A 22,142-nucleotide genomic window follows, 5' to 3' on the forward strand; every position below is an offset into this window, starting at 1 on the left:
GGCGCTCGGCCGGGGGCGGCCCGCGGGGGGGGGTCCGCTTTTTGTCGGGGGGCGCGGGCCCGGCGCGGGGGGCGCGCCCCCGGGCGTGGGGGCGTGCCGCACACCGTGTGCGGCACCGCCCTTCGCCGTGTCGTACGGGCCGTGGGCCCTCGTCCGCGCGTCAGCGGGACTGCGGACCCCGCCGCTGCGGAAGCGTCACCACGGAGCCGTCGCCCGGGCCCGCCGGGGGCAGCCCCGCCACCTGGGAGAGCAGATCGCACCAGGAGGCCAGGTGAGCCGCGGTGTCCGGCACACCGCCCCGGCCCTCGCGGGGCGTCCAGGAGGCGCGGATCTCGATCTGGCAGGCGGGCGGGCGGTCGCCGAGCCCGCCGAAGTAGTGCGAGCCGGCCCGGGTGACCGTGCCGCTGGGCTCGCCGTACGTCAGGCCGCGGGCCTGGAGGGCGCCCGTCAGCCACGACCAGCACACCTCGGGCAGCAGCGGATCGGCCGCCATCTCGGCCTCGAGTTCGGCGCGCACCAGGGTCACCAGTCGGAAGGTCCCCTGCCAGGCCTCGTGCCCGGCCGGGTCGTGCAGCAGTACGAGCCGCCCGTCGGCCAGGTCCTCGTCGTCCACGACGACCGCGGCCTCCAGGGCGTAGGCGTGCGGAGCGAGCCGCTGCGGAGGGCGGGTGGGGTCGATCTCGATCTCGGGCCGCAGGCGTGCGGCCGTCAGCGCGTCGACCGCGACGCGGAATGGCCGCGGAGCCGTGTCCACCGCATGGTCGTCCCCCTCCCCGTCGTCCGTTCCGCCAGCGCCGTCCGTCAGTCGTTCCTGAGCCGCAGCCATGCCGGGAAGAGTAAAGGCAGCGCGGCACGTTCGCAGGGAGAGACACCCTTCCCGGAGGCGGTTTGGCCGGGAACGGCAAGGTATCGGCACGGGTCGGGGCGAGTAGGCCGTACAGGGGCCGGGACGGCGCCCGGACGGTGCCCGGGCGCCGTCCGGAACCGGGCCCCCTCGGGGCGTGGGAGACTTTCGGCGTGAGTGCCACTGACCGCCCCGCGAAGGGCCAGCCGACAGCGACGTACGACTCCGCCTTCCTGAAGGCGTGCAGGCGCGAGCCCGTTCCGCACACTCCGGTGTGGTTCATGCGGCAGGCCGGGCGCTCCCTGCCCGAGTACCGCAAGGTGCGCGAGGGCGTCGCGATGCTGGAGTCCTGCATGCGGCCCGAGCTGGTCACCGAGATCACGCTCCAGCCGGTGCGCCGGCACGGCGTCGACGCGGCGATCTACTTCAGCGACATCGTGGTCCCGCTCAAGGCCATCGGCGTCGACCTCGACATCAAGCCCGGGGTGGGCCCGGTCGTCGCGGAGCCGATCCGCTCCCGCGCCGACCTCGCACGGCTGCGGGACCTGACCCCCGAGGACGTCTCCTACGTCACGGAGGCCATCGGCCTGCTCACCGCCGAACTCGGCGCGACCCCCCTCATCGGCTTCGCCGGCGCCCCGTTCACCCTGGCGAGCTACCTCATCGAGGGCGGCCCGTCCCGTACCTACGAGCACACCAAGGCGCTCATGTACGGCGACCCGCAGCTGTGGACGGACCTGCTGGACCGGCTCGCGGCCATCACCTCCGCCTTCCTCAAGGTCCAGATCGATGCGGGCGCCTCGGCCGTGCAGCTCTTCGACTCCTGGGCCGGAGCGCTCGCCCCCGCCGACTACCGCCGCTCGGTGCTGCCCGCCTCGGCCAAGGTCTTCCAGGCCGTCGAGGACTACGGCGTCCCGCGCATCCACTTCGGCGTCGGCACCGGCGAACTGCTCGGCCTGATGGGCGAGGCCGGCGCGGACGTCGTGGGCGTCGACTGGCGCGTCCCGCTGGACGAGGCGGCCGGCCGCGTCGGTGGCGGCAAGGCGCTCCAGGGCAACCTCGACCCGGCGATCCTCTTCGCGCCGACCGAGGCCGTCGAGGCCAAGACCCGCGAGGTCCTCGCCGCGGCCGAGGGCCTTGAGGGCCATGTCTTCAACCTCGGCCACGGCGTCATGCCGACGACCGACCCGGACGCCCTGACCCGCCTCGTGGAGTACGTCCACGAGCAGACGGCCGGCTGACCTTCCCCGCCGTCACCAGCCGGGCCGCGCCCGCCTGCCGAACAGCAGACCGCGCGGCTCGGGCGGCGGCGGTGTGCCCGGCCGCAGCGGCCAGGCCAGCGCCATGCCGACCAGGAAGCCGGCCACATGGGCCGTGTACGCCACCGTCCCGACCCTGGACAGGCCGCCCCCGGACGAGTACACCGCCTGGAGCGCGAACCAGAATCCGAGCACGATCCAGGCGGGCAGCCGCAGCGGCAGGAAGACCAGGAACGGGACCAGGACCCACACCCTGGCCCTCGGGTAGAGGACGAGATACGCGCCGAGCACCCCCGCGATGGCCCCGGAGGCGCCGATCAGCGGGGCGGACGAGGTGTCGTCGAGATACGCGAAGCCGTATGCCGCCGCGTAGCCGCACACCAGGTAGAACAGGGCGAAGCGCACATGCCCGAGCCGGTCCTCGATGTTGTTGCCGAAGACCAGCAGGAACAGCATGTTGCCCAGCAGATGCAGCCAACTGCCGTGCAGGAACATCGCCGTGAGGACCGACAGCGGCGGCGACTTGCGGTACCCCGGCGGTCCGACCACGCAGCCCGGGCCGTGCGGCCCCGTGCCCACCGCGCCCGTCGGGACGAGGCGCGGCAGCTGATCGTGGATCAATTCCTTCGGCACCACCGCGTAGTGGTCCAGGAACGCCTGGAGATGGCACAGCTGCGCCAGTTCGCTCTGGCCCGTCACCGACCCCGCTGTCCCCGGGGTGAGGAGGAAGACGAGCACGTTCGCCGCGATCAGCGCGTACGTCACGTAGGGCGTGCGGCGTACCGGATTGATGTCATGGACGGGGATGACCACACGGGGTTTCTGCCCAGCACGCGACGCCCGAACCTCGGCGCCCGAACCGCGACGCCCGGCCCGGTGGACGCGGTGACCCGTCCCGCTGAACACCCCACTCCACTCGCACGTATGTCTCCTCAACCGCCCGCGGTGCGGGGAAGGCGTGCCGCGGGGACGACGTGAGGAATCAGGCGATGAACGACCGAGTCACCCCTGCCATACACGCCCTGCCCGAGGGAGAGGCGGAACTCTCCCTCGTGATCCGCCTCCCCTGGGAGGATGTCGCCCGGCTCGGCCAGGAGGCCGGCCGGCTCGCCGCCCAGACGCAACGCCCCGTCACCCTGGACGAGGCCGTCAGCCACCGCCTGCGCTCCCCCCGCGCCGCCGCCCACGCGAAGTCCCCCACGGCCCAGCCGCAACCGGCCGCCGTCACCGCGGGCCCCTCCCCGGCCGCCGGCGCCGCCATGACCTCCACCGCCTCCGTGTCGTCCCTGCCGCCGCGCCCACCGGCCGAACAGGCCCGGCAGGCCATCGAGCGCATCAACGGCCGCCCCGAAACGGCCTGAGGCACCGGCGCCCCCCTCCCCCCGGGTCAGGCCGCTGACCTGGGGATCACGGCGATCTGAGACGCTGGGGGCATGAACGCGAGCCAGAACCGCGCCGACGCGCGGAGAGTCGTCGTCGTCGGGGGCGGGATCGCCGGTCTCGCCGCCGCCCACCGGCTGCTGGACCGGGGCGCCGCCGTGACGGTCCTGGAGTCCTCGGAGCGGGTCGGCGGCAAGCTGCTGCCCGGCCGGATCGCCGGGGTGCGGGTCGACCTCGGCGCCGAGTCGATGCTCGCCCGCCGGCCCGAAGCGGTCGGGCTCGCCCGGGAGGTGGGCCTCACGAACCGCCTCCAGCCCCCGGCCACCGCGTCCGCCTCGCTCTGGACCCGGGGCGCGCTGCGGCCGATGCCGAAGGGGCACGTCATGGGCGTACCCGGGACGGCGGCCGCGCTGTCCGGGGTCCTGTCCGACGAGGGCCTGCGTCGCATCGAGCGCGACGCCGAACTCCCGCGCACCGAGGTCGGCGACGACGTGGCGGTGGGGGAGTACGTGGCGGCGCGCCTCGGCCGCGAGGTCGTCGACCGCCTGGTGGAGCCCCTGCTCGGCGGGGTCTACGCGGGCGACGCGTACCGCATCTCGCTGCGCTCCGCGGTCCCGCAGCTCTTCCAGGCCGCCCGGACGCACGACTCGCTGACGGCGGCGGTCCGCGAGATCCAGGCGAAGGCCGCCGCGGCCCCGCAGTCGGCGGGACCCGTGTTCATGGGCATCGAGGGCGGTGTCGCCACCCTGCCGCTCGCCGTCGCCGAGTCCGTGCGCGCGCGCGGCGGGGAGATCCTGCTGGGGACCCGGGTGGACGGGCTGCGCCGCGGCGCCGAGGGCTGGGAGGTCACGGCCGGCGGACGCCTCGTCACGGCGGACGCGGTGATCGTCGCCGCCCCCGCGCGGGAGGCGGCCCGCCTGCTGCGGCCCGCCGCGCCGGGCGCCGCCACCGAACTGGACGGCGTGGAATACGCCTCCATGGCCCTGATCACCCTCGCCTACCGGGCCGCCGACGCCGACGCGGCCCTCCCCGAGGGCAGCGGCTTCCTGGTGCCGCCCGTCGACGGCCACACCATCAAGGCCTCCACCTTCGCCTCCCGCAAGTGGGGCTGGATCGCCGAGGAGGACCCGGACGTCGTCGTCCTGCGCACCTCCGTCGGGCGCCACGGCGAGAGCGCCGTCCTCGAACGCGAGGACGCCGATCTGGTGGCCGTCTCCCGCCGGGACCTGCGCGAGGCGACCGGCCTCGACGCCACCCCGCTCCAGACCCGGGTCACCCGCTGGACGGACGGCCTGCCCCAGTACCCGGTCGGCCACCACGCGCGCGTGGCCCGCGTCCGCGCCGAGGTCGCCAGGCTCCCGGGCCTGGCCGTGTGCGGCGCCGCCTACGACGGGGTCGGCATCCCGGCGTGCGTCGCCAGCGCGTACGCCGCCGTGGACCAGCTCGGCGGCGACCCGCGCGGTGTGCAGGACCTCACCGCCAACCCGGTGCAGAGCCTGCACGGCGGGGCGGGACAATAGCCTCATGAGTGACGACGCCTCCACCACCGAGTCCGGCAGGATCCCGAACAAGGGCAAGCTGGCCAAGGACCTCAACGAGGTCATCCGCTACACGCTGTGGTCCGTCTTCAAACTGAAGGACGTGCTGCCCGAGGACCGTTCCGGTTACGCCGACGAGGTCCAGGAGCTGTTCGACCAGCTCGCCGCCAAGGACGTCACCGTGCGCGGCACGTACGACGTCTCGGGTCTGCGCGCCGACGCCGACCTCATGATCTGGTGGCACGCCGAGACCAGCGACCAGCTCCAGGAGGCGTACAACCTCTTCCGCCGCACCCGGCTGGGCCGTGCCCTGGAGCCGGTCTGGTCGAACATGGCGCTGCACCGCCCCGCCGAGTTCAACCGCTCGCACATCCCGGCCTTCCTCGCCGACGAGACGCCGCGCGACTACGTCAGCGTCTACCCGTTCGTCCGCTCCTACGACTGGTACCTGCTGCCCGACGAGGACCGTCGCCGCATGCTCGCGGACCACGGCAAGATGGCGCGCGGCTACCCGGACGTCCGGGCCAACACGGTCGCCTCGTTCTCGCTCGGCGACTACGAGTGGATCCTCGCCTTCGAGGCGGACGAGCTGTACCGCATCGTCGACCTCATGCGTCACCTGCGGGCCTCGGAGGCCCGGATGCACGTCCGCGAGGAAGTGCCGTTCTACACCGGCCGCCGCAGGTCGATCGCGGAGCTCGTCTCCGGGCTCGCCTAGAGTCCGCCGTCGGAGGACGGATCCCGCCCGGAGCGGGAACGACACGTGGGACCGCTGCCTCGGGGAGGTGGCGGTCTTGTCGTATCCGGTGGGCTGGAGGGGCGTCTCGGAATGGTTCTCCTGGCCGGTTTTATCCAGCCATGAAAGGTGGAGGCGCCATGGTGGTCCGTGTCGAACGTCAAGCAGTGCAAGGAATTAGGCATATCGGCTCACCGCACGCATGCACGGGAATCGATGTGGCGGGTAGTTCCCTGACGTCGTGTTTCCTGGCTCAGTTCGACGACCCGAACTTCGGGTTGATCGTCCGGGATGCATGGGTTCAGGCCTGCACGGTGGACCGGTGCCAGGTCCAGGGGGTCTACTTCGATGGTGCGACTGTTGATGGACTCATCACCAAGCAGATCCATGGGATCTATGGCTGCGTTTTCAGCCGGGTGGTACTGAAAGGGAAGATCGGTTCGGTCATGGTGATGCCGCCCCACACCAGTCTGGCGCATCGCGACCTTCATATCGCCGGGATGGTGCAGAAGTATCGCGAGGTGGAATGGGCTCTCGATATCTCCGAGGCGAGTTTCATGGATGCAGATTTCTATGGAGTTCCCGGAGATTTGGTCAAGTATGATCCGGAGACCCAGGTTCTGCTGCGTCGCGAGAAGTTGGAAGACGTCCCCCTTGAGGAGCTTCCGACGTATGCGGAAGCCGCCCACGATGACCGTGGCATTGCTCCCGGCAGTCAGCCGCCATCCTCCTCCAGGACGTGCGCCTCCTGACGGACTCGACGCTGTCCGACGACGCCGTGACGGCACTGTGGCGCACCGCCGCTCGGCGTAGCGGCGCTGACGAAGCCTTCGACGCGGACGGCAGGGCCTGGCTGCGGGAGATCGCCGAGGTGTGTACGGCGTGGCTGGCCGGTGTCGCACCCTCCTACGTGTCCAGAGCGCCCACTCATCGCGAAGACGTGAGGGAACCGGTCCTGCACGAGGTCCGTGATGTGCGTCCGGCACTCGATCGGGCCGTGGCGCGGCAGACCAGCGGCGCGGCCGCCGACGCCATCACTCCCCTGCTTGAGGAAACGGTGACGTCCGTGGACCCGGACCTCGGGTTCCGGCTTCTCCTGCACCTCGTCGACAGGTACGACGTAGCGATCGGCGAGACGCAGTTCCTCCGTTACAAGGAGATCGGGGCACGCCTCGGCTTTCGCGGCGCGTATGTCACCGACCAGGTGTCAGAGTGCGTCCGCCCCCGGTGACCTGTCCGAAGCCCGACGACCACTGGCCGGTGGCGGCGGCGTGCGCCTCGGGCACGTCCGCGGTTGATCAACCGCGCGGTATTCGGCCAGGTCCGATGGCTTTGTGCCATTCGTCGACAACCTGCCTCCCCCATGGCTGGGGTGCGGCTACACAAGGAGGCTGGGGCGGTGCTCTGCCGTCCCTGCCGTAATGGTGGCCGGTTGGTGGGGGAGGTCTGGACTGGTGCTGACCATCAACGTGGCGGTGCTGCTCACGGTCATTGTGGTCTGGCGGCTGCGGCGGCGTACGGAGTCGCGCAGCCGCTTCGACGAGAAACTGACCGTCGTCATCGTTCTGGCGCTGGGGGTCCTGATCGCGCCCACTCGGCTCGGCCAGGGAATCCTGAACTTCGTGGGGCAGCTTGCGAGTGGCGTCACGCAGGCCAGTCGATGAGCCCACGCACGCGCAAGGGCCGGGCGGTGGCCAGGCGTCCGATGGGACGGCGGCGGATCCGCAGGCCGGCCAGGCGGCGGCAGCGCGGGGACGACCGCCTGACCGGCCTCTTGGTGGCCGCCGTCATCGCCGTCGCCCTGGTGGTGGCCGTCGTCAACTGGCTGCTGGCGCACTGGTGGATCCTGGCTGTTGTCGGCGTACTCGCGGTGCTGGCCGGGAGCGGTTGGCTGTATCACAAGCACCAGCAGGCACGGTGGGAAGCGGTTCGCGCACAGGGGCTGCGTTTCGGTCTTTCCCAACTCGACTCCCTCCACCACTCACGGTTCGAAGACGTAGTCCGCGACCTGATGCACCGTGACGGCTGCCCGGACGCGGTCCGGGTCGGGGGCGGCGGGGACCTGGGCGCCGACGTCAAGGCCACCGACCCCTACGGGCGGCGCTGGGTGATTCAGTGCAAACACCGGCGCAACGGCCTCGCCGGCTCCGCCGTGGGAACGCCGGACCTCCAGGTCCTCAACGGCACCGCCCGCCAGGTCCACGGCGCCGATGTCGCGGTCATCGTGACCAACGGACGGGTCACCGCACCTGCCCTGAAGTTCGCCGAGCAGCAGCGCCTCCACGTGGTCGACCGCCACACCCTCGCAGCCTGGGTGTCCGGCTCACGCCCTCTGTGGGATCTGCTGCGCGCTGTCCCGCCGCCCCGCAAGCCGACCAGGAGACTTCCTGGACAAGGTGCACGGCCGCACTCGGGTCGAGAACGGTAGGACCGTCCATCGCCAAGCGTCATCGCCCGCCTGTGCACGGGCCGATGCCCTGCTGCCGCGGGGAGACGTCGTGTGCTGCGGCCGACTCCGACCGGTCGTGACGACTCGGTGGTGGCCACACCGGCAGCTGATATCGCCTGTTCATCGCCATGGGTGAGTCCTATGATCACCAGCAAGGCGGGGTCGTAGCACAGAGGTAGTGCGCCGCGACATCATCTCGGAGGACGTCGGTTCGAATCCGACCGCCCCGCCCCTCTCTTCAGAACGCCGCCCTCTGCCTCGAATCTGCGGCCAGTGACAAGGAACGCGCCGGTTCGGCGACAACTGCCCTGCCTCGTCCCCCTGGAGATCAGGACCCGTACAGCCCCCTTCTCCGACAGGGCCCCGCAGCGGCTCGCGCAGGGTGGGCGCGGTGCCGCGGGTAGGAGTGCCGGCACGGTTCCGGATCTCCTCCCAGCCGCCCGCGAGGAAATCCTCCTCGGAGTACGCGCCGATCGGCGTCGACCAGGGCCAGTCACCGAGCCGCCCATGCCGTGCGCGACCGGTTCGGCGCCCGTGATCCCAGCGCTGCTCAGCCCGCCGGAGGGCCGGAGTGCCCGTTGCTCCGAGAGTTTTGAACGTGTTCAAAACCAGGCGTACGCTGGGGTCATGAGCGACAGAGCCGCCCTGCTCAAGGGCATTCGCGTCTGGTTGGCCCTCTTCGTCGTCTGCCTGGTGCTCAGCGGCGCCACCGCCTTCCCGCTGGTACACGAACTGCACTGGGCCGAGGAGGTGTTGCGCTCGCTGTCCGTCCCGACGTACCTGCCGGGGCTGATGGACTGGATCGTCCGGGTGCGCCAGGGTCTGGACGCGGCCGACGCCGAGCACCCCTTCGTGCTGTACGGCACGGACTGGCTGGCGTTCGCGCACCTCGTCATCGCGGTCGCCTTCGTCGGGCCGTACCGCGACCCGGTGCGCAACATCTGGGTGATCGAGTTCGGGATGATCGCCTGCGCCGGGATCATCCCGCTCGCGCTCATCTGCGGTCCGGTGCGCGGAATCCCCTTCTGGTGGACCCTGATCGACATGTCGTTCGGAGTGTTCGGGGTCATCCCGCTCGCCGTCGTACGGCGCAAGATCAAGCGTCTGGAGGCGCTGACCTCGGCCGCCGAGGCCGAGGCCGGGCCCGGGTCGGGGGGAGCGGCGCCCGCGCTCGCCTGACCGCGCTGTCCTCGCCACCGGAGTCAGCGCGCGACCTCGAAGACGTTCTTCTGCAGCCCGTTCGCGTAGACCTCGTGCTCGATCAGCCTCAGCTTCCGGGTGTCCTGGTCGGCACCGCTGAACAGCCGCTTGCCCGCGCCGAGCAGCAGCGGGAAGACGAGCAGGTGGTAGCGGTCGATCAGACCCGCGTCGGACAGGCTCCGGTTCAGCGAGGCGCTGCCGTGGACGATGATCGGCCCTCCCTCGGTCTCCTTCAGGGCGGCGACCTGGTCGAGTGAGCGCAGGATCGAGGTCTCGCCCCAGTCCGGGACCAGGTCGCCCTCGGTGAGGGTGGTGGACACGACGTACTTCGGCATGGCGTTGTACCCGGCGAACTCCGCCATGGTGGGCCACACCGGGCTGAACGCCTCGTAGCTGACCCGGCCCATCAGGATCGCGGTGGCCTCCTCCTGCTCACTCCCCTTGATCCCGTACGCCTCCGGGAGGAACTCCACGTCCTTGAAGGTCCACCCGGCGTTCCGGTAGCCGGATTCGCCGCCGGGGGCCTCCACGACGCCGTCGAGCGAGATGAAGGCGGTGCTGATCAGTGTGCGCATGGCGCTGTCCTTGTCCTTGGAGCGGGGGGAGGGGACTCCAGCATCCGACCGACAAAAAAATTTGTCAAGAAAATCGATGTTGTCGGTTCGAGGGACAGGAAGGGGCGGCTCGCCGAAAGCGCGAGCCGCCCCTTCCTCGTCCGTGGCGCCCTTCCGTGGGGTGCGCGGTGGTCAGTGCCGCAGCAGTACTCGGCGGGTGGCGCGGGCCAGACGGGCCGCGGGGTGGCGCGACGGGGGGGTGGGGCCCGAGCGGTCCCGCCACCAGCTGCGCAGCCGGAGCCGGGCCGCCGCGTCGGCCGGGTGCCCGGCACGCAGCACGTGCGCGGCGAAGTCGAGGGCGTCGCGCCGGTAGCCGCCGGTCATCGGACGGCCGTGGGCGTAGGCGAGGAAGGCCGGCCCGTACTCCTTGGCGAGGATCTCGGGGAGCTCGGGGGCGACTTTGGCCACGATCCCGGCGCGCTTCGCGGCCAGCGAGCGCGCCTGCACCCCGATCCGTGCCCGGTCGAAGCCCTCGGGCACGGGGGTGTCCGCGACCAGGCAGGAGAGCAGGGCGGTCTGTGCGAGCGCGAGCCGCTGCCGGGCGGCGGTGCCGTCGCCGTGGGCGTCGGGCGCACGATCCGCCGGGCCGTCGTCGTACGACCGTGCGGGTGCGGCTCCTTCCGTCGTCGCCGCCGCCGCCGTCGCCGCCGTCGCCGTCGTCGGCGCGGTCGCGCGGGGGGCTTTCCCGCCCCCGGCCTTCGTCACCGTCTCCCGTACGAGAGTCAGCTCCCGCTCCAGTTCCTCCGGCTGCGGGAAGTTCTCGTCGCGTTCCAGCAGGACGCCCGGCGGGGCGGTGCGGGAGGCGAGGTCGGCCAGGATGTCCAGGACCGGGCGCGGCACGGGGTGGGCGTGGCTGTCGTGCCACACGCCGTCGCGCTCGAAGCCGCCCGCGACATGCGCGTAGGCGATGGCCTCGACGGGCAGTTCGTCCAGTGCCTTGCCCGGGTCCTCGCCCCGGTTGACGTGGTTGGTGTGCAGGTTGGCGACATCGATCAGCAGGCGCACCCCGGTACGGTCGGCCAGGTCGTACAGGAACTGCCCCTCCGTCATCTCCTCGCCGGGCCAGGCGATCAGCGCCGCGATGTTCTCCACCGCGAGCGGTACCGGCAGGGCGTCCTGCGCGACACGGACGTTCTCGCACAGCACGTCGAGCGCGTCGCGGGTGCGGGGGACGGGCAGCAGATGGCCGGCTTCCAGTGCCGGGGACGCGGTCAGTGCCCCGCCCGCCCGCACGAACGCGATGTGCTCGGTCACCAGGGGCGAGCCCAGGGCCTCGGCCCGTGCGGCGAGGTCGGCCAGCCGCGCCGGGTCGGGGCGGTCGGCGCCGCCGAGCCCGAGCGACACGCCGTGCGGTACGACGGTGACGCCACGCTCGCGCAGCCGCAGCAGCGACTCGGGGACGTGTCCGGGGCAGATGTTCTCGGCCACGGCCTCGACCCAGTCGACGCCCGCCATGCGTTCCACGGCGTCGGCGATCTCCGGCCGCCATCCGATGCCCGTTCCCAGGTGCTGCATCGTCCCCTCCTCCACCACGGATCCACGCCACGCCGTCGGCGCATCGCCGCCGGTGTCACGGGTCATGGCCCCGTCCGTCGCCACCGAACCCCTGCCCTGGGACGTTCAGAGCAACATTTGAGGTTCCGCTCGCCGGCCGGGTGATCCGGTCGCACGCGCGCCCGCGTGAGCCGGAGGTGTGCGGGGCCCGAAGGTCGACCCGAACGGCGGAGCCCGGGAGCCGGGCTTCCAGGAAGACCTGTCAGGAGACCCATGAGACCCATGAGACCCGTGAGATGACCTGGGGGGAGACATGCGCGGAGGCCGGCCGGTCGGCACCCGGAAGCGGGGCACGACTTCGAGACCGCACCGCCGCCCCGCAGGGCGCCTCGCCGGGCTCGCGGCGGCCCTCCTCGCGGCGGCTGTCCTCGGTGCGGCCGCTCCGGCGCCCCGGATCGCCTCCTCGACGCCGATGCCCACGCCGATGCACACACCCACGCCGACGCGGGCGGCGATGCCGTCGCCTTCGCCGTCGCAGGACGCCTGCCGTACGACCGGTGACGCCCTGCCGCGTGGCGACTGCGGACCCTTCCACCAGGTCCTCGCCGAGGACTTCAACGGCGACGTCGTCCCGCTCGGCTCCTTCAGCGACTGCGACCACGGCGCGGACACGCCCGGCGCGTACTGCGGCGGCCTCACCGGTGCGTACCGCGCCGCCTGGTGGGCCTACCCGCGCGGCTGGTACGACACCGCGAACCCGCGCAACCACTCCAACGGCAACCACCGTGTGCTGGGCGGGGAGTACCGCGCCGACGACACGGTGTGGGTGGGGCCGGCGGCGGACGGCGACGGCCGGATGCATCTGCGCATGTACCGCCCGGCATCCGGTGGCGACCTCCATGTGGCCGCGGTGGTGCCGCGCGCGGTGATGCGGCAGACGTACGGGAAGTACAGCGCGCGGGTGCGTGTCGTACGGGCGGCACCCGGCTACAAGAGCGCCTGGCTGCTCTACGGCGGTGGCTGCGAGATGGACATGTACGAGCAGTCCTGGACCGACACCGTCCACTTCTTCCACCATCCGTGCGACGGGCGCGCCCAGGGCTACGCCGACACGGGCGAGCCGTTCACCCGGTGGCACACGGTGAGCCTGGAGTGGACCCCGGGCCGTGCCCGCTACTACCTGGACGGCCGCCTGTACCTGAGCGACGGCCGCGCGGTCGCCGCGCGGCCCCTGGACTGGGTCCTGCAGAACGAGAGCGCGCTGTACGGACCGTACGCCGCGCCCGGCTCCTGGGCGCAGATGGACATCACCTGGGTCAGCGCCTACACGTACACGGGAGCGGGCCGTTGACGACGGCGGCGGCGGAGCGCGGCCCGTCAGCGGTTACGGCGGGTGTTGAGCCGGGCGGCCTGGCGTGTCAGATGGTCGCGTTCGGCGAGGTCGGACGCCTTGCCGGCCGCCTCGGCGTACAGCCGTGCCGCGGCGGCCAGGTCGCCGTCGCGCTCGAGGAGGTACGCCCGCACCGCCGCGTACCGGGGCAGTGAGGCGTCCAGTTCCGCGAGTGCCGCCAGGCCCGCGCGCGGTCCGTCGGCCTCGCCGACGGCCACCGCGCGGTTGAGCTTGACGACGGGATTGCCGGTCAGGCGCGTGAGTTCGTCGTACCACTCGACGATCTGCGGCCAGTCGGTCTCCTCGGCGGTGGGCGCGTCGGCGTGGAGGGCCGCGACGGCGGCCTGGGCCTGGAACTCGCCCAGCCGGTCGCGGGCGAGGGCCGCCTGAAGGATCGAGACGCCCTCGGCGATCGAGCCGGTGTCCCATCGGCCGCGGTCCTGCTCGGCGAGCGGTACGAGGCTGCCGTCCGGCGCGGTCCGGGCGGCGCGCCGGGCGTGGTGGAGCAGCATGAGGGCGAGCAGGCCCGCCGCCTCGGGGTGGTCGACCTGGGAGGCGAGCTGCCGGGTGAGCCGGATGGCCTCGGCGGCGAGGTCGACGTCGCCCGAGTAGCCCTCGTTGAAGACCAGGTAGAGGACGCGCAGCACGGTGGCGACGTCGCCGGGCCGGTCGAACCGCACGCCGGAGACGGTGCGCTTGGCCCGGCTGATGCGCTGCGCCATGGTCGCCTCGGGCACCAGGTAGGCCTGGGCGATCTGGCGGGTGGTCAGCCCGCCGACGGCGCGCAGGGTGAGCGCGACCGCGGACGACGGTGTCAGCGACGGGTGGGCGCACAGGAAGTAGAGCTGGAGCGTGTCGTCCGCCGCGGACGCGGGTCCGGGGGCCGGCTCCTCGTCGACGAGGTCCTCACGCCGGCGGCGGGCGGCATCCGCCCGCATCGCGTCGAGGAACCGGCGCCAGGCCACGGTGACCAGCCAGCCCTTGGGGTCCCGTGGCGGGTCCGCGGGCCAGACGCGGACCGCCTCGACCAGTGCGTCCTGCACCGCGTCCTCGGCCGCCGCGAAGTCGGCTCCGCGGCGGACGAGGACAGCGAGGACACTCGGCGTGAGCCTGCGCAGCAGGGCCTCGTCCATCGGCGGGTTCACTCCGTGACGGTGGGCGGCGCGGCCAGGAACGGGCGCACCTCGATCCACTCGTGGATCGGCTTCCCGCCCGCCCCGGGGGCCGCCGACAGTTCCCCGGCCAGTTCGACGGCCCGCTCATGGCTGTCGACGTCGATCACCATCCAGCCGGCGATGAGGTCCTTGGTCTCGGCGAACGGGCCGTCGGTGACCGGCGGGCGCCCCTCACCGTCGTACCGGACCCACGACCCCTCGGGGGCGAGCGCCTGACCGTCGACGAACTCGCCGGTCTTCTCGAGGCGGTCCGCGAGGTCCCGCATGTACTGCATGTGCGCCGAGATCTCCTCGGGCGTCCATTGGTCCATCGGCACGTTGTTGACCGGGGCCGGCGCGCCGCGGTAGTGCTTGAGAAGCAGGTACTTGGCCATCGTTCCTCCTCGCTGCCGCGCCCCATTGTGGGCGCTTTCACTGCGGGGACGGAGCAGGCCGCCGGTTCTCGACATCGCCGTCCGACTTTTTCGGGCCTCGGGGACGAGCCGGTGGCGGCCGCCGTGCGACGGCCGTCGTCAGCTCGGGCGCAGGGCCGGGTGCTCGGCGACCACCGTCGAGCTGCCCGGCGCGACCTCGGTGAAGCCCGCGTCGCGCACCAACGGCATTCCCGAGGCGACCAGTTCGGGCCACCGGGACGGGGACGCGGTCCGGACGGCGAGGGGGAAGCCCGCCTTGCGCCAGGCCACGCGGTCCTCCTCGGGCAGTGCCCACCACGCGAGGTGGGCGCCGTGCCCGGCCTGGGCCATCGCCTTGCCCGCCGACATCGCGAGCCGCGGGTTCAGCCACAGCACGGGCAGCGCCGGGTCCGCGTCGGCGGGCGCCTCCGGGTCGTCCAGGTCCGTGCCGGAGACCTGGAGTTTGGCCAGGTCCTTGGGCCAGGCGTCCACCGGCACGGGCGGGAACACCCGCACCTCGGCCGATCCGCCCGTCACCGTGATGCCGGGCAGCGCCTCCGCCCGCCGCCACTCGCCGCCACGGGCCCGCCGCACCACCTTGCGGATCCGGGCGTCCTGCCAGTCCCGCATCACCTCGGCCCATTCGCCCTCGCCCAGCGACCGTTCGTCGCTGAGCATCACGAGCACGGCCCGCGCCGCGGCCTCCAGCGCGTCCGTGCGCGCCGGGGGAGCGTCCCGTTCGAGGCGTACGACCAGCGGCAGCGCGAACTGCGGCGCCTCGTCGCGCGAGGTGCGCTCGGTACGGAAGGGGCTGGTCGGGGAGCCGGACGGGGCCGGCGGCGTCGGGTCGCTGCTCACGGCCCCCAGTCTGCCAGGCGGACGATCGGGGACTGCCGGGGGAAGCCCGCCGGGCCGGGGGAGGGGGCCGTCAGGGGACCTCGTCCGAGCCGCAGGGGTGGACGTGTCCGGTGCCGCACGGGAGGACGTGGCCGTGCCTCACGGGGTGGACGTGGGCGGCTTCGGGGGCGTGGGGTCCGGCCAGAGTTCCGGTGGGGCCTCGGCCTCGCGTGGGGCCTTCCGGGTGAGGGCCGTGGTCTTGGGCGCCGCCGGCGCGGGCGCGTCCGGTGCCGGGGGCCGTACGGCCTCGGCCCGCGGGGCGGGTTTCGGGGCGCCGCCGGCGGTGGCCGGCGGCACGCCCGCGCGCCGGGCCTTCGCCTGCGTCACCTTCGCCGCAGCCTCCCGGCGAGCCCTCGCCGTGGTCTCGCGCCAGGTCTCCTTCGGGCTCGGGCTCTCGTGCCACGTCTTCGGGGAGGCCTCCCGCGACGTCCGAGGCGGCCCGCTCTCGCTCTCGCCGGGATCCTCCGGCGCCGTGTGCCGGGAGTCCTCCGTGCCGGCCGACCGCGCGGTCACCGCCCCCGCTTCGCCCGGCTTCGCGGCCGCCGCACCGGTTTCGACCGGCTTCGCGGCCGCCGACGCCTCCTGCGCCGGTGCCGCCCGTTCCAGGAAGCGCAGCAGCTCCACCGGGAACGGCAGGACCAGGGTGGAGTTCTTCTCCGCCGCCACCGCCACCACGGTCTGCAGCAGCCGCAGCTGGAGCGCGGCGGGCTGCTCGGACATCACCCCGGCGGCCTCCGCCAGCTTCCTGGAGGCCTGGAGTTCGGCGTCCGCGTTGATGATGCGCGCCCGGCGCTCACGGTCGGCCTCCGCCTGGCGGGCCATCGACCGCTTCATGGCGTCCGGCAGCGACACGTCCTTGATCTCCACCCTGTCGATCTGCACCCCCCAGCCCACCGCCGGACTGTCGATCATCAGTTCGAGACCCTGGTTGAGCTTCTCGCGGTTGGAGAGCAGGTCGTCGAGGTCGCTCTTGCCGATGATCGAGCGCAGTGAGGTCTGCGCCATCTGCGAGACGGCGAACCGGTAGTCCTCGACCTGGATGAGCGCGTTCGCCGGGTCGATGACCTTGAAGTACACGACCGCGTCCACGCGCACGGTGACGTTGTCCCGGGTGATGCCCTCCTGCGCGGGGACGGGGAGCGTCACGATCTGCATGTTGACCTTGTGCATCCGGTCCACGAACGGAACGATCGCGGTCAGCCCCGGCGGCCGGGCGTCCCCGCTCACCCGCCCGAAGCGGAAGACCACCCCGCGCTCGTACTGCTTGACGACGCGTGCCGCCGCGCCGAGGCCCACGAGCCCCGCGACGCCGGCTCCCGCCAGGGCACCCACCAGCTCCTGGATCATGACGACCCCCTCACCGAGAGGCTCGGTACATCTGTACCTTTCACCATAATTCGGACGGGACCGGCGAGGCGAGGGCCGGGCACCACCGGTGTGCGGCCGGCGGGCGCCCGGTGTGCGTCAGTGCTCCACGAGCCCCTTGGCGTCGCGCGCCAGGGCCGTGAGGCGGGAGATCGCCCGGAAGTACTTCTTGCGGTAGCCGCCGTTCAGCATCTCCTCGCTGAACAGCCGGTCGAACGGCAGCCCGGACGCGAGGACCGGCACCTCGCGGTCGTAGAGCCGGTCGGCCAGCACCACGAGCCGAAGCGCCGTCGACTGGTCGGGCACCGGCCGCACATCGGTCAGGCACACCGCCCGCAGCTCGTCGGTCAGCGCGCCGTACCGGCTGGGGTGCACCCGCGCGAGGTGCTCCAGCAGATGCGGGAAGTCGTCCAGCGAGGCGCCCTCGGTGGCGTACGCCGCCTTGGTCACCTGCTCGTCGCTGTAGGGCGCCGGGGCCTCGGGCAGACCCCGGTGCCGGTAGTCCTCACCGTCGATGCGCAGCGCCTTGAAGTGCGCGGACAGCCCCTGGATCTCGCGCAGGAAGTCGGCGGCGGCGAAGCGGCCCTCGCCGAGCTTGCCCGGCAGCGTGTTCGAGGTGGCCGCCAGCGCCACGCCCGCGTCCACGAGCTTGCCGAGCAGCGTGGACACGAGGACGGTGTCGCCCGGGTCGTCCAGCTCGAACTCGTCGATGCACAGCAGGCGGTGCCCCGACAGCGTCTGCACCGTCTGCTGGAAGCCGAGCGCGCCGACCAGGTTGGTCAGCTCCACGAACGTGCCGAACGCCTTGAGCGCGGGCTCGGCCGGGGTCGCGTGCCACAGCGAGGCGAGGAGATGGGTCTTGCCGACGCCGTACCCGCCGTCGAGGTAGACGCCGCGCGGGCCCGCCGGCGCCTTGGAGGCCCTCCCCCGGCCCCTGCCGAAGCCGAACAGCGAGCGCTTGGCGGACGCGGCGTGCGCGCCGCCGAGCCCGCCGGCGAACTCCTCGAGGACCTGCACGGCCTCGCTCTGGCTGGGCTGGTTCGGGTCCGGGACGTAGGTCGAGAAGCGGACCGAGTCGAAGCGGGGCGGTGGCACCATCTCGGCGACGAGCCGGTCCGCGGGGACGTGCGGCTCGCGGGAGGTCAGCGACAGCGGGGCCGCTTCGGCTATCGGATCGGAGGCGGCGGTGGAGGACGACACGGTTCACCACTTTAGCCGTGCCACACTGCACCGCATGCGACGCCTGTTCCCTGTGACCGATGAGACGGCGGCCCGGCCGGACGGCGGCGCCGGGCCGGGTGCCCACCCGGACGCCGACCGCGAGTGGACGCTCCAGGAGCTCGCGACGGCGTACGCCTACCCGGCCCCCGCGGTCGGCGGCGGCCCCCGGCGGCCCTGGCTGCGCGCCAACATGGTCGCGTCGCTCGACGGGGCCGCTCAGCACGACGGGCGCTCCCAGCCCCTCTCCGACGCCACCGACATGCGGATCTTCGGCACGCTCAGGGCGCTCGCCGACGTGGTCGTCGTGGGCGCGGAGACGGTGCGGCAGGAGGGGTACCGCCCGGCTCGGGCCCGGGAGGCGTTCGCGGCGGCGCGCGCGGCGGCCGGTCAGGGCCCCGCGCCCGCGATCGCCGTGGTGAGCGCGAGCCTCGACCTGGACTTCTCGCTGCCGCTGTTCACCGCGCCCCTGGTGCCCACGCTGCTGCTGACCGGGGCAGCGGCGGCGCCGGACCGGGTGGCCGCGGCCGAGCGGGCGGGCGTGAGGGTGGTGGTCGCGGGGGAGGGCGCCGGTGCGGACCCGGCCCGCGCCGTGGCGGCTCTCGGGGAGCTCGGCATGAGCCGGCTGCTGACCGAGGGCGGACCGCGGCTGCTGGGGCAGATGGTGGCGGCGGGGGTGCTGGACGAGCTGTGCCTGACGGTGTCGCCGATGCTCACGGCCGGTGGCGCGCAACGCGTCGCCGGGGGCCCCTCGGTGCCGGTGCCCCAGCGCTTCGCCCTGGTGTCGCTGCTGGAGGAGAAGGGGTTCCTCTTCAGCCGCTACCGCCGGGTGGGCTGACCGCACCGCACGGAACGCGAAGTTGTCGTACATGGAAACTTGTCGTACATGTCGGAACAGTCCGTTCCATCTGGTTCCCGAAGGGGCACAATCAATCCGGCAGGGTGTCCAAGCGATCACGGGGCAGGATGGTTTCCGCAGGGTCTGACAGGCCCGTGCAGGAGAGAGGCCCCGCGGGGGGTCCTCGCTGGACTCGGAGAAGAAGGGGCGCCCCGACGTGTTCACGAGCGTACTGATGATCGAGAAGGCCCTCACATCCGCCGACGTGGAGTTCGTCACCACCTTGCACGGTGACGAGAAGGTGGCCTTCCATGTGCTGCTCCAGCCGAGAGGCGACCAGGCGGACCGCCTGCTGCGCGCCATCGACGACATCGCCCTCGGAGAGCTGGACGAGGCGGCGCACGAACGGGACACCCCCGAGGGAAAGGACGCGGCCGCCCTCGGGCGCCAGGCCCTGGAGGTCTCCCTGTCGGCGCTGCGCGCGGCCGGCAGCACGGCCGAAGGCCGCCTGATCGAGGACCATCCGCTCGACGCCCTCAAGACCCTGGTGGGGGAGAGCGGCGCGGACGAGGTCATCGTGCTGACCGACCCCCACTACGTGGAGGAGTTCTTCCACCGCGACTGGGCCTCCCGGGCGCGGCACAAGGTCGGCGTCCCGGTGCTCAAGCTGTTCTCGCACAGCAAGGCGCAGTGAACGGCGCGGCGGGCCGGTGAGCCGGGCGCCCGGTCGCGGGCCGCTCGGCGCCCCCCGTCGGTCGGTGCGCGCGGCCCCGGCCGCACGGCATAGGCTGGGCCGCTGAGCACACGCCGTACCAGCATCCAGATCCAGGAGACACGCATGGCACCCGGCCTCCCCCCCGCCATGGACCGACCGCACTTCATCGGCATCGGCGGCGCCGGAATGTCGGGTATCGCGAAGATCCTCGCGCAGCGCGGTGCCGTGGTGGCGGGCAGCGACGCCAAGGACTCGCCGACCGCCGAGGCGCTGCGCGCGCTCGGCGCCACGGTGCACATCGGCCACGCGGCCGGGCACCTCGCCGACGACGCCAGCTGCGCCGTCGTGTCCTCCGCCATCCGCGCGGACAACCCGGAGCTGGCGCGGGCGGCGGAGGCGGGCATCCCGGTGGTGCACCGCTCCGACGCCCTGGCCCGGCTGATGGACGGGCTGCGCCCGATCGCGGTCGCGGGCACCCACGGCAAGACCACCACGACGTCGATGCTGGCCGTGTCCCTGCGGGAGCTGGGCCTCGACCCGTCGTACGCGATCGGCGGCGACCTGGACGCCCCCGGCTCCAACGCCCTGCACGGCGAGGGGGAGATCTTCGTCGCCGAGGCGGACGAGAGCGACCGCAGCTTCCACAAGTACGCGCCCGAGGTCGCCATCGTCCTCAACGTCGAGTTGGACCACCACGCCAACTACGCGTCCATGGAGGAGATCTACGAGTCGTTCGAGACGTTCGCCGGCAGGATCGTGCCCGGCGGCACCCTGGTGATCGCCGCCGACCACGAGGGGGCGCGTGAGCTGACCCGGCGGCTGGCCGGCTCGGTGCGCACGGTCACCTACGGCGAGTCCGAGGACGCCGACGTGCGCGTCCTGTCGGTCACCCCGCAGGGACTCAGGAGCGAGGTGACGGTCGTCCTCGACGGGCAGGAGCTGACCTTCACGGTGTCCGTCCCCGGCCGCCACTACGCGCACAACGCGGTGGCCGCCCTGGCCGCGGGCGTGGCGCTCGGCGTCCCCGCCCCGGAGCTGGCCACGGCGCTCGGCGCGTACACGGGCGTCAAGCGCCGCCTCCAGCTCAAGGGCGAACAGGCCGGCGTCCAGGTCATCGACTCCTACGCGCACCACCCCACCGAGATGACGGCGGACCTGGAGGCGATGCGGGCGGCCGCCGGGGACTCCCGCATCCTGGTGCTCTTCCAGCCCCACCTGTTCTCACGCACCCAGGAACTGGGCAAGGAGATGGGCGAGGCGCTCGCCCTCGCCGACTCCTCGGTCGTGCTCGACATCTACCCCGCCCGCGAGGACCCGATCCCCGGCGTGACGAGCGAGCTGATCATCGACGCGGCCCGCGCGGCGGGCGCGGACGTGCAGGCCGTCCACGACAAGGCGGAGGCGCCCGCGGTCGTGGCGGGAATGGCCAAGCCCGGTGATCTCGTTCTCACCATGGGCGCGGGCGACGTCACCGACCTCGGACCGCGCATCCTGGACCGTCTCGCACAGCAGCAGAAGTAAGGGGTTGGCCGTCATGTCGTACGACGTCGAGAAGCCGGACGAGCAGTGGCGCGAGGAACTGACGCCGGCGGAGTACGCCGTGCTGCGCCAGGCCGGTACCGAGCCCGCCTTCAGGGGCGAGTACACCGACACCAAGACCAAGGGCGTCTACTCCTGCCGCGCCTGCGGCGCCGAACTCTTCACCTCCGGCACGAAGTTCGAGTCCCACTGCGGCTGGCCCTCCTTCTACGACCCGAAGGACACCGACGCGGTGGAACTCCTGGAGGACCGCTCCCACGGCATGGCCCGCACCGAGGTCCGCTGCGCCCGCTGCGGCTCCCACCTCGGCCATGTCTTCGAGGGTGAGGGTTACGCGACCCCCACGGACCAGCGGTACTGCATCAACTCGATCTCCCTGCGGCTGACGCCGGACGAGGGCTGAGTCCACCCCCGCTCGGTCACGGCACGCGGCTGTGGCCGAGCACGTTCACCACGCGGCCGTCCGGGTCGCGCACGAAGAAGCGGCGCACACCCCACTCCTCGTCGGTCAGCGGGTGCACGATCTCGGCGCCGCGCTCCCGCAGGACGGCGTACAGCGCGTCGACGTCCTCCACCTCGATGCTCAGGTCCGGCACGACGGGCGCCGTCGCGTCCTCGCTCATCAGGCTGATCTGGGCCGCGGGGTTCCGGGGGGAGGCGAGTGTCGCGATCCAGCCGTGGTTCATGACCTCCTCGAAACCGAGCAGACCGTAGAACTCCGCGTTCTCGGCGGTGGCTTCGGTCCGGAGGTTGGGGACGACCCGGCGTACGCACATCACGCCAGGGTATCGGCGACCCCACGGCCCGCGGGCCGAAACAGCCCCCGCACCAGGGCCTGTTGCGAATGTGGCGTCTGCCGCGCGACGCCCGGCACGCACTCTCGCCGCACCGCCCGAAAGCCCGAGTACGTCCAGTACGAGGGCTTCCGGGCGGCACGGCGAGAGCACGCACCGGACGCCGCGCGGCCGCCCTCCGGGCGACGACGCCACTTTCGCAACAGGCCCTAGCTTGATCTTTAACGTGTGCTGTCGAACGGTGCGTCGTACTTGATCACTCGGTTCGGTAACTGCCGTACGTGGAAACGGCCTTCGTCTGAACA

Annotated in this window: 24 protein-coding genes; 14 read left to right on the forward strand and 10 right to left on the reverse strand. The window is 72.6% G+C overall.

Annotation, left to right across the window (positions count from 1 at the left end; genetic code table 11):
• Positions 1-160: 160 nt before the first annotated feature.
• A complete protein-coding gene (locus AB0C59_RS33940; protein ID WP_363011550.1) occupies positions 161-826 on the reverse strand; it encodes a DUF3000 domain-containing protein in 666 nt (221 codons plus the stop codon).
• Positions 827-1,017: 191 nt separating this feature from the next.
• Between AB0C59_RS33940 and hemE the strand changes: the two genes are divergently transcribed.
• Positions 1,018-2,085 (forward strand): uroporphyrinogen decarboxylase, encoded by a 1,068-nt coding sequence (gene hemE / locus AB0C59_RS33945; protein WP_363011552.1) that lies wholly within the window; start codon positions 1,018-1,020, stop codon positions 2,083-2,085.
• A gap of 12 nt (positions 2,086-2,097) precedes the next feature.
• On the opposite strand, the gene AB0C59_RS33950 is transcribed toward hemE, so the two are convergent.
• On the reverse strand, positions 2,098-2,916 hold the full coding sequence (locus tag AB0C59_RS33950; protein ID WP_363011555.1) for a rhomboid family intramembrane serine protease: 819 nt from the start codon (positions 2,914-2,916) through the stop codon (positions 2,098-2,100).
• Between the two features lie 176 nt (positions 2,917-3,092).
• On the opposite strand from AB0C59_RS33950, the gene AB0C59_RS33955 reads away from it, so the two are divergent.
• From AB0C59_RS33955 to AB0C59_RS33990, 8 genes are all read left to right on the forward strand, one after another.
• Complete coding sequence (locus tag AB0C59_RS33955; protein WP_363011557.1) at positions 3,093-3,464, forward strand: hypothetical protein; 372 nt, start codon at positions 3,093-3,095, stop codon at positions 3,462-3,464.
• A gap of 72 nt (positions 3,465-3,536) precedes the next feature.
• A complete protein-coding gene (hemG, locus tag AB0C59_RS33960) occupies positions 3,537-5,003 on the forward strand; it encodes a protoporphyrinogen oxidase (protein ID WP_363011559.1) in 1,467 nt (488 codons plus the stop codon).
• A 4-nt stretch (positions 5,004-5,007) separates the two neighbouring features.
• Complete coding sequence (gene hemQ / locus AB0C59_RS33965) at positions 5,008-5,739, forward strand: hydrogen peroxide-dependent heme synthase (protein WP_363011561.1); 732 nt, start codon at positions 5,008-5,010, stop codon at positions 5,737-5,739.
• Positions 5,740-5,897: 158 nt separating this feature from the next.
• Positions 5,898-6,509 carry a hypothetical protein gene (locus AB0C59_RS33970; protein WP_363011563.1) on the forward strand — a complete coding sequence of 204 codons (612 nt, stop codon included), beginning with the start codon at positions 5,898-5,900 and terminating at the stop codon, positions 6,507-6,509.
• Complete coding sequence (locus AB0C59_RS33975; protein WP_363011565.1) at positions 6,497-6,988, forward strand: hypothetical protein; 492 nt, start codon at positions 6,497-6,499, stop codon at positions 6,986-6,988. The genes AB0C59_RS33970 and AB0C59_RS33975 overlap by 13 nt, the downstream gene beginning before the upstream one ends.
• Before the next feature lie 223 nt (positions 6,989-7,211).
• Complete coding sequence (locus AB0C59_RS33980) at positions 7,212-7,421, forward strand: hypothetical protein (protein WP_363011567.1); 210 nt, start codon at positions 7,212-7,214, stop codon at positions 7,419-7,421.
• Positions 7,418-8,185 (forward strand): restriction endonuclease, encoded by a 768-nt coding sequence (locus AB0C59_RS33985; RefSeq protein WP_363011569.1) that lies wholly within the window; start codon positions 7,418-7,420, stop codon positions 8,183-8,185. The genes AB0C59_RS33980 and AB0C59_RS33985 overlap by 4 nt, the downstream gene beginning before the upstream one ends.
• Before the next feature lie 648 nt (positions 8,186-8,833).
• The gene (locus AB0C59_RS33990; RefSeq protein ID WP_363011571.1) at positions 8,834-9,385 is read left to right on the forward strand and encodes a hypothetical protein; all 552 of its coding nucleotides are present in this window, start codon (positions 8,834-8,836) and stop codon (positions 9,383-9,385) included.
• Positions 9,386-9,408: 23 nt separating this feature from the next.
• Here the strand turns inward: AB0C59_RS33990 and AB0C59_RS33995 are convergent, their stop codons facing one another.
• Positions 9,409-9,981, reverse strand: coding sequence for a dihydrofolate reductase family protein (locus AB0C59_RS33995; RefSeq protein WP_363011573.1), 573 nt, complete (start codon positions 9,979-9,981; stop codon positions 9,409-9,411).
• A gap of 171 nt (positions 9,982-10,152) precedes the next feature.
• The gene (locus tag AB0C59_RS34000) at positions 10,153-11,535 is read right to left on the reverse strand and encodes a DUF692 domain-containing protein (RefSeq protein WP_363011574.1); all 1,383 of its coding nucleotides are present in this window, start codon (positions 11,533-11,535) and stop codon (positions 10,153-10,155) included.
• 493 nt (positions 11,536-12,028) lie between these two features.
• Between AB0C59_RS34000 and AB0C59_RS34005 the strand changes: the two genes are divergently transcribed.
• Positions 12,029-12,865 (forward strand): glycoside hydrolase family 16 protein, encoded by an 837-nt coding sequence (locus tag AB0C59_RS34005; protein WP_363011576.1) that lies wholly within the window; start codon positions 12,029-12,031, stop codon positions 12,863-12,865.
• 26 nt (positions 12,866-12,891) lie between these two features.
• On the opposite strand, the gene AB0C59_RS34010 is transcribed toward AB0C59_RS34005, so the two are convergent.
• The 5 genes from AB0C59_RS34010 to zapE form a co-directional block, all read right to left on the reverse strand.
• On the reverse strand, positions 12,892-14,037 hold the full coding sequence (locus tag AB0C59_RS34010; protein ID WP_363011594.1) for a sigma-70 family RNA polymerase sigma factor: 1,146 nt from the start codon (positions 14,035-14,037) through the stop codon (positions 12,892-12,894).
• An 8-nt stretch (positions 14,038-14,045) separates the two neighbouring features.
• Positions 14,046-14,453 carry a YciI family protein gene (locus AB0C59_RS34015; RefSeq protein WP_363011578.1) on the reverse strand — a complete coding sequence of 136 codons (408 nt, stop codon included), beginning with the start codon at positions 14,451-14,453 and terminating at the stop codon, positions 14,046-14,048.
• A gap of 138 nt (positions 14,454-14,591) precedes the next feature.
• Positions 14,592-15,338, reverse strand: a complete 747-nt coding sequence (locus tag AB0C59_RS34020) for a peptidyl-tRNA hydrolase (RefSeq protein WP_363011596.1) — start codon at positions 15,336-15,338, stop codon at positions 14,592-14,594.
• A gap of 129 nt (positions 15,339-15,467) precedes the next feature.
• Positions 15,468-16,715, reverse strand: a complete 1,248-nt coding sequence (locus AB0C59_RS34025) for a slipin family protein (protein WP_363011580.1) — start codon at positions 16,713-16,715, stop codon at positions 15,468-15,470.
• A gap of 117 nt (positions 16,716-16,832) precedes the next feature.
• Entirely contained in the window at positions 16,833-17,933 is a 1,101-nt protein-coding gene (zapE, locus tag AB0C59_RS34030) for a cell division protein ZapE (RefSeq protein WP_363011582.1), read from the reverse strand.
• Between the two features lie 34 nt (positions 17,934-17,967).
• Here zapE and AB0C59_RS34035 point away from each other — a divergent pair, with 34 nt between their 5' ends.
• The 4 genes from AB0C59_RS34035 (at position 17,968) to msrB (ending at position 21,446) form a co-directional block, all read left to right on the forward strand.
• Positions 17,968-18,789 carry a pyrimidine reductase family protein gene (locus tag AB0C59_RS34035; RefSeq protein ID WP_363011584.1) on the forward strand — a complete coding sequence of 274 codons (822 nt, stop codon included), beginning with the start codon at positions 17,968-17,970 and terminating at the stop codon, positions 18,787-18,789.
• A 217-nt stretch (positions 18,790-19,006) separates the two neighbouring features.
• Complete coding sequence (locus AB0C59_RS34040) at positions 19,007-19,483, forward strand: indole-3-glycerol phosphate synthase (protein WP_363011586.1); 477 nt, start codon at positions 19,007-19,009, stop codon at positions 19,481-19,483.
• Between the two features lie 144 nt (positions 19,484-19,627).
• A complete protein-coding gene (gene murC, locus AB0C59_RS34045) occupies positions 19,628-21,025 on the forward strand; it encodes a UDP-N-acetylmuramate--L-alanine ligase (RefSeq protein ID WP_363011588.1) in 1,398 nt (465 codons plus the stop codon).
• 13 nt (positions 21,026-21,038) lie between these two features.
• Positions 21,039-21,446 carry a peptide-methionine (R)-S-oxide reductase MsrB gene (gene msrB / locus AB0C59_RS34050; protein WP_363011590.1) on the forward strand — a complete coding sequence of 136 codons (408 nt, stop codon included), beginning with the start codon at positions 21,039-21,041 and terminating at the stop codon, positions 21,444-21,446.
• Positions 21,447-21,462: 16 nt separating this feature from the next.
• Here msrB and AB0C59_RS34055 read toward each other — a convergent pair whose 3' ends face one another.
• A complete protein-coding gene (locus AB0C59_RS34055) occupies positions 21,463-21,819 on the reverse strand; it encodes a VOC family protein (protein WP_363011592.1) in 357 nt (118 codons plus the stop codon).
• Between the last annotated feature and the right edge of the window lie 323 nt (positions 21,820-22,142).

Origin of the sequence: Streptomyces sp. NPDC048664 (genome assembly GCF_040650555.1) — a bacterium.
Lineage (GTDB): Bacteria > Actinomycetota > Actinomycetes > Streptomycetales > Streptomycetaceae > Streptomyces.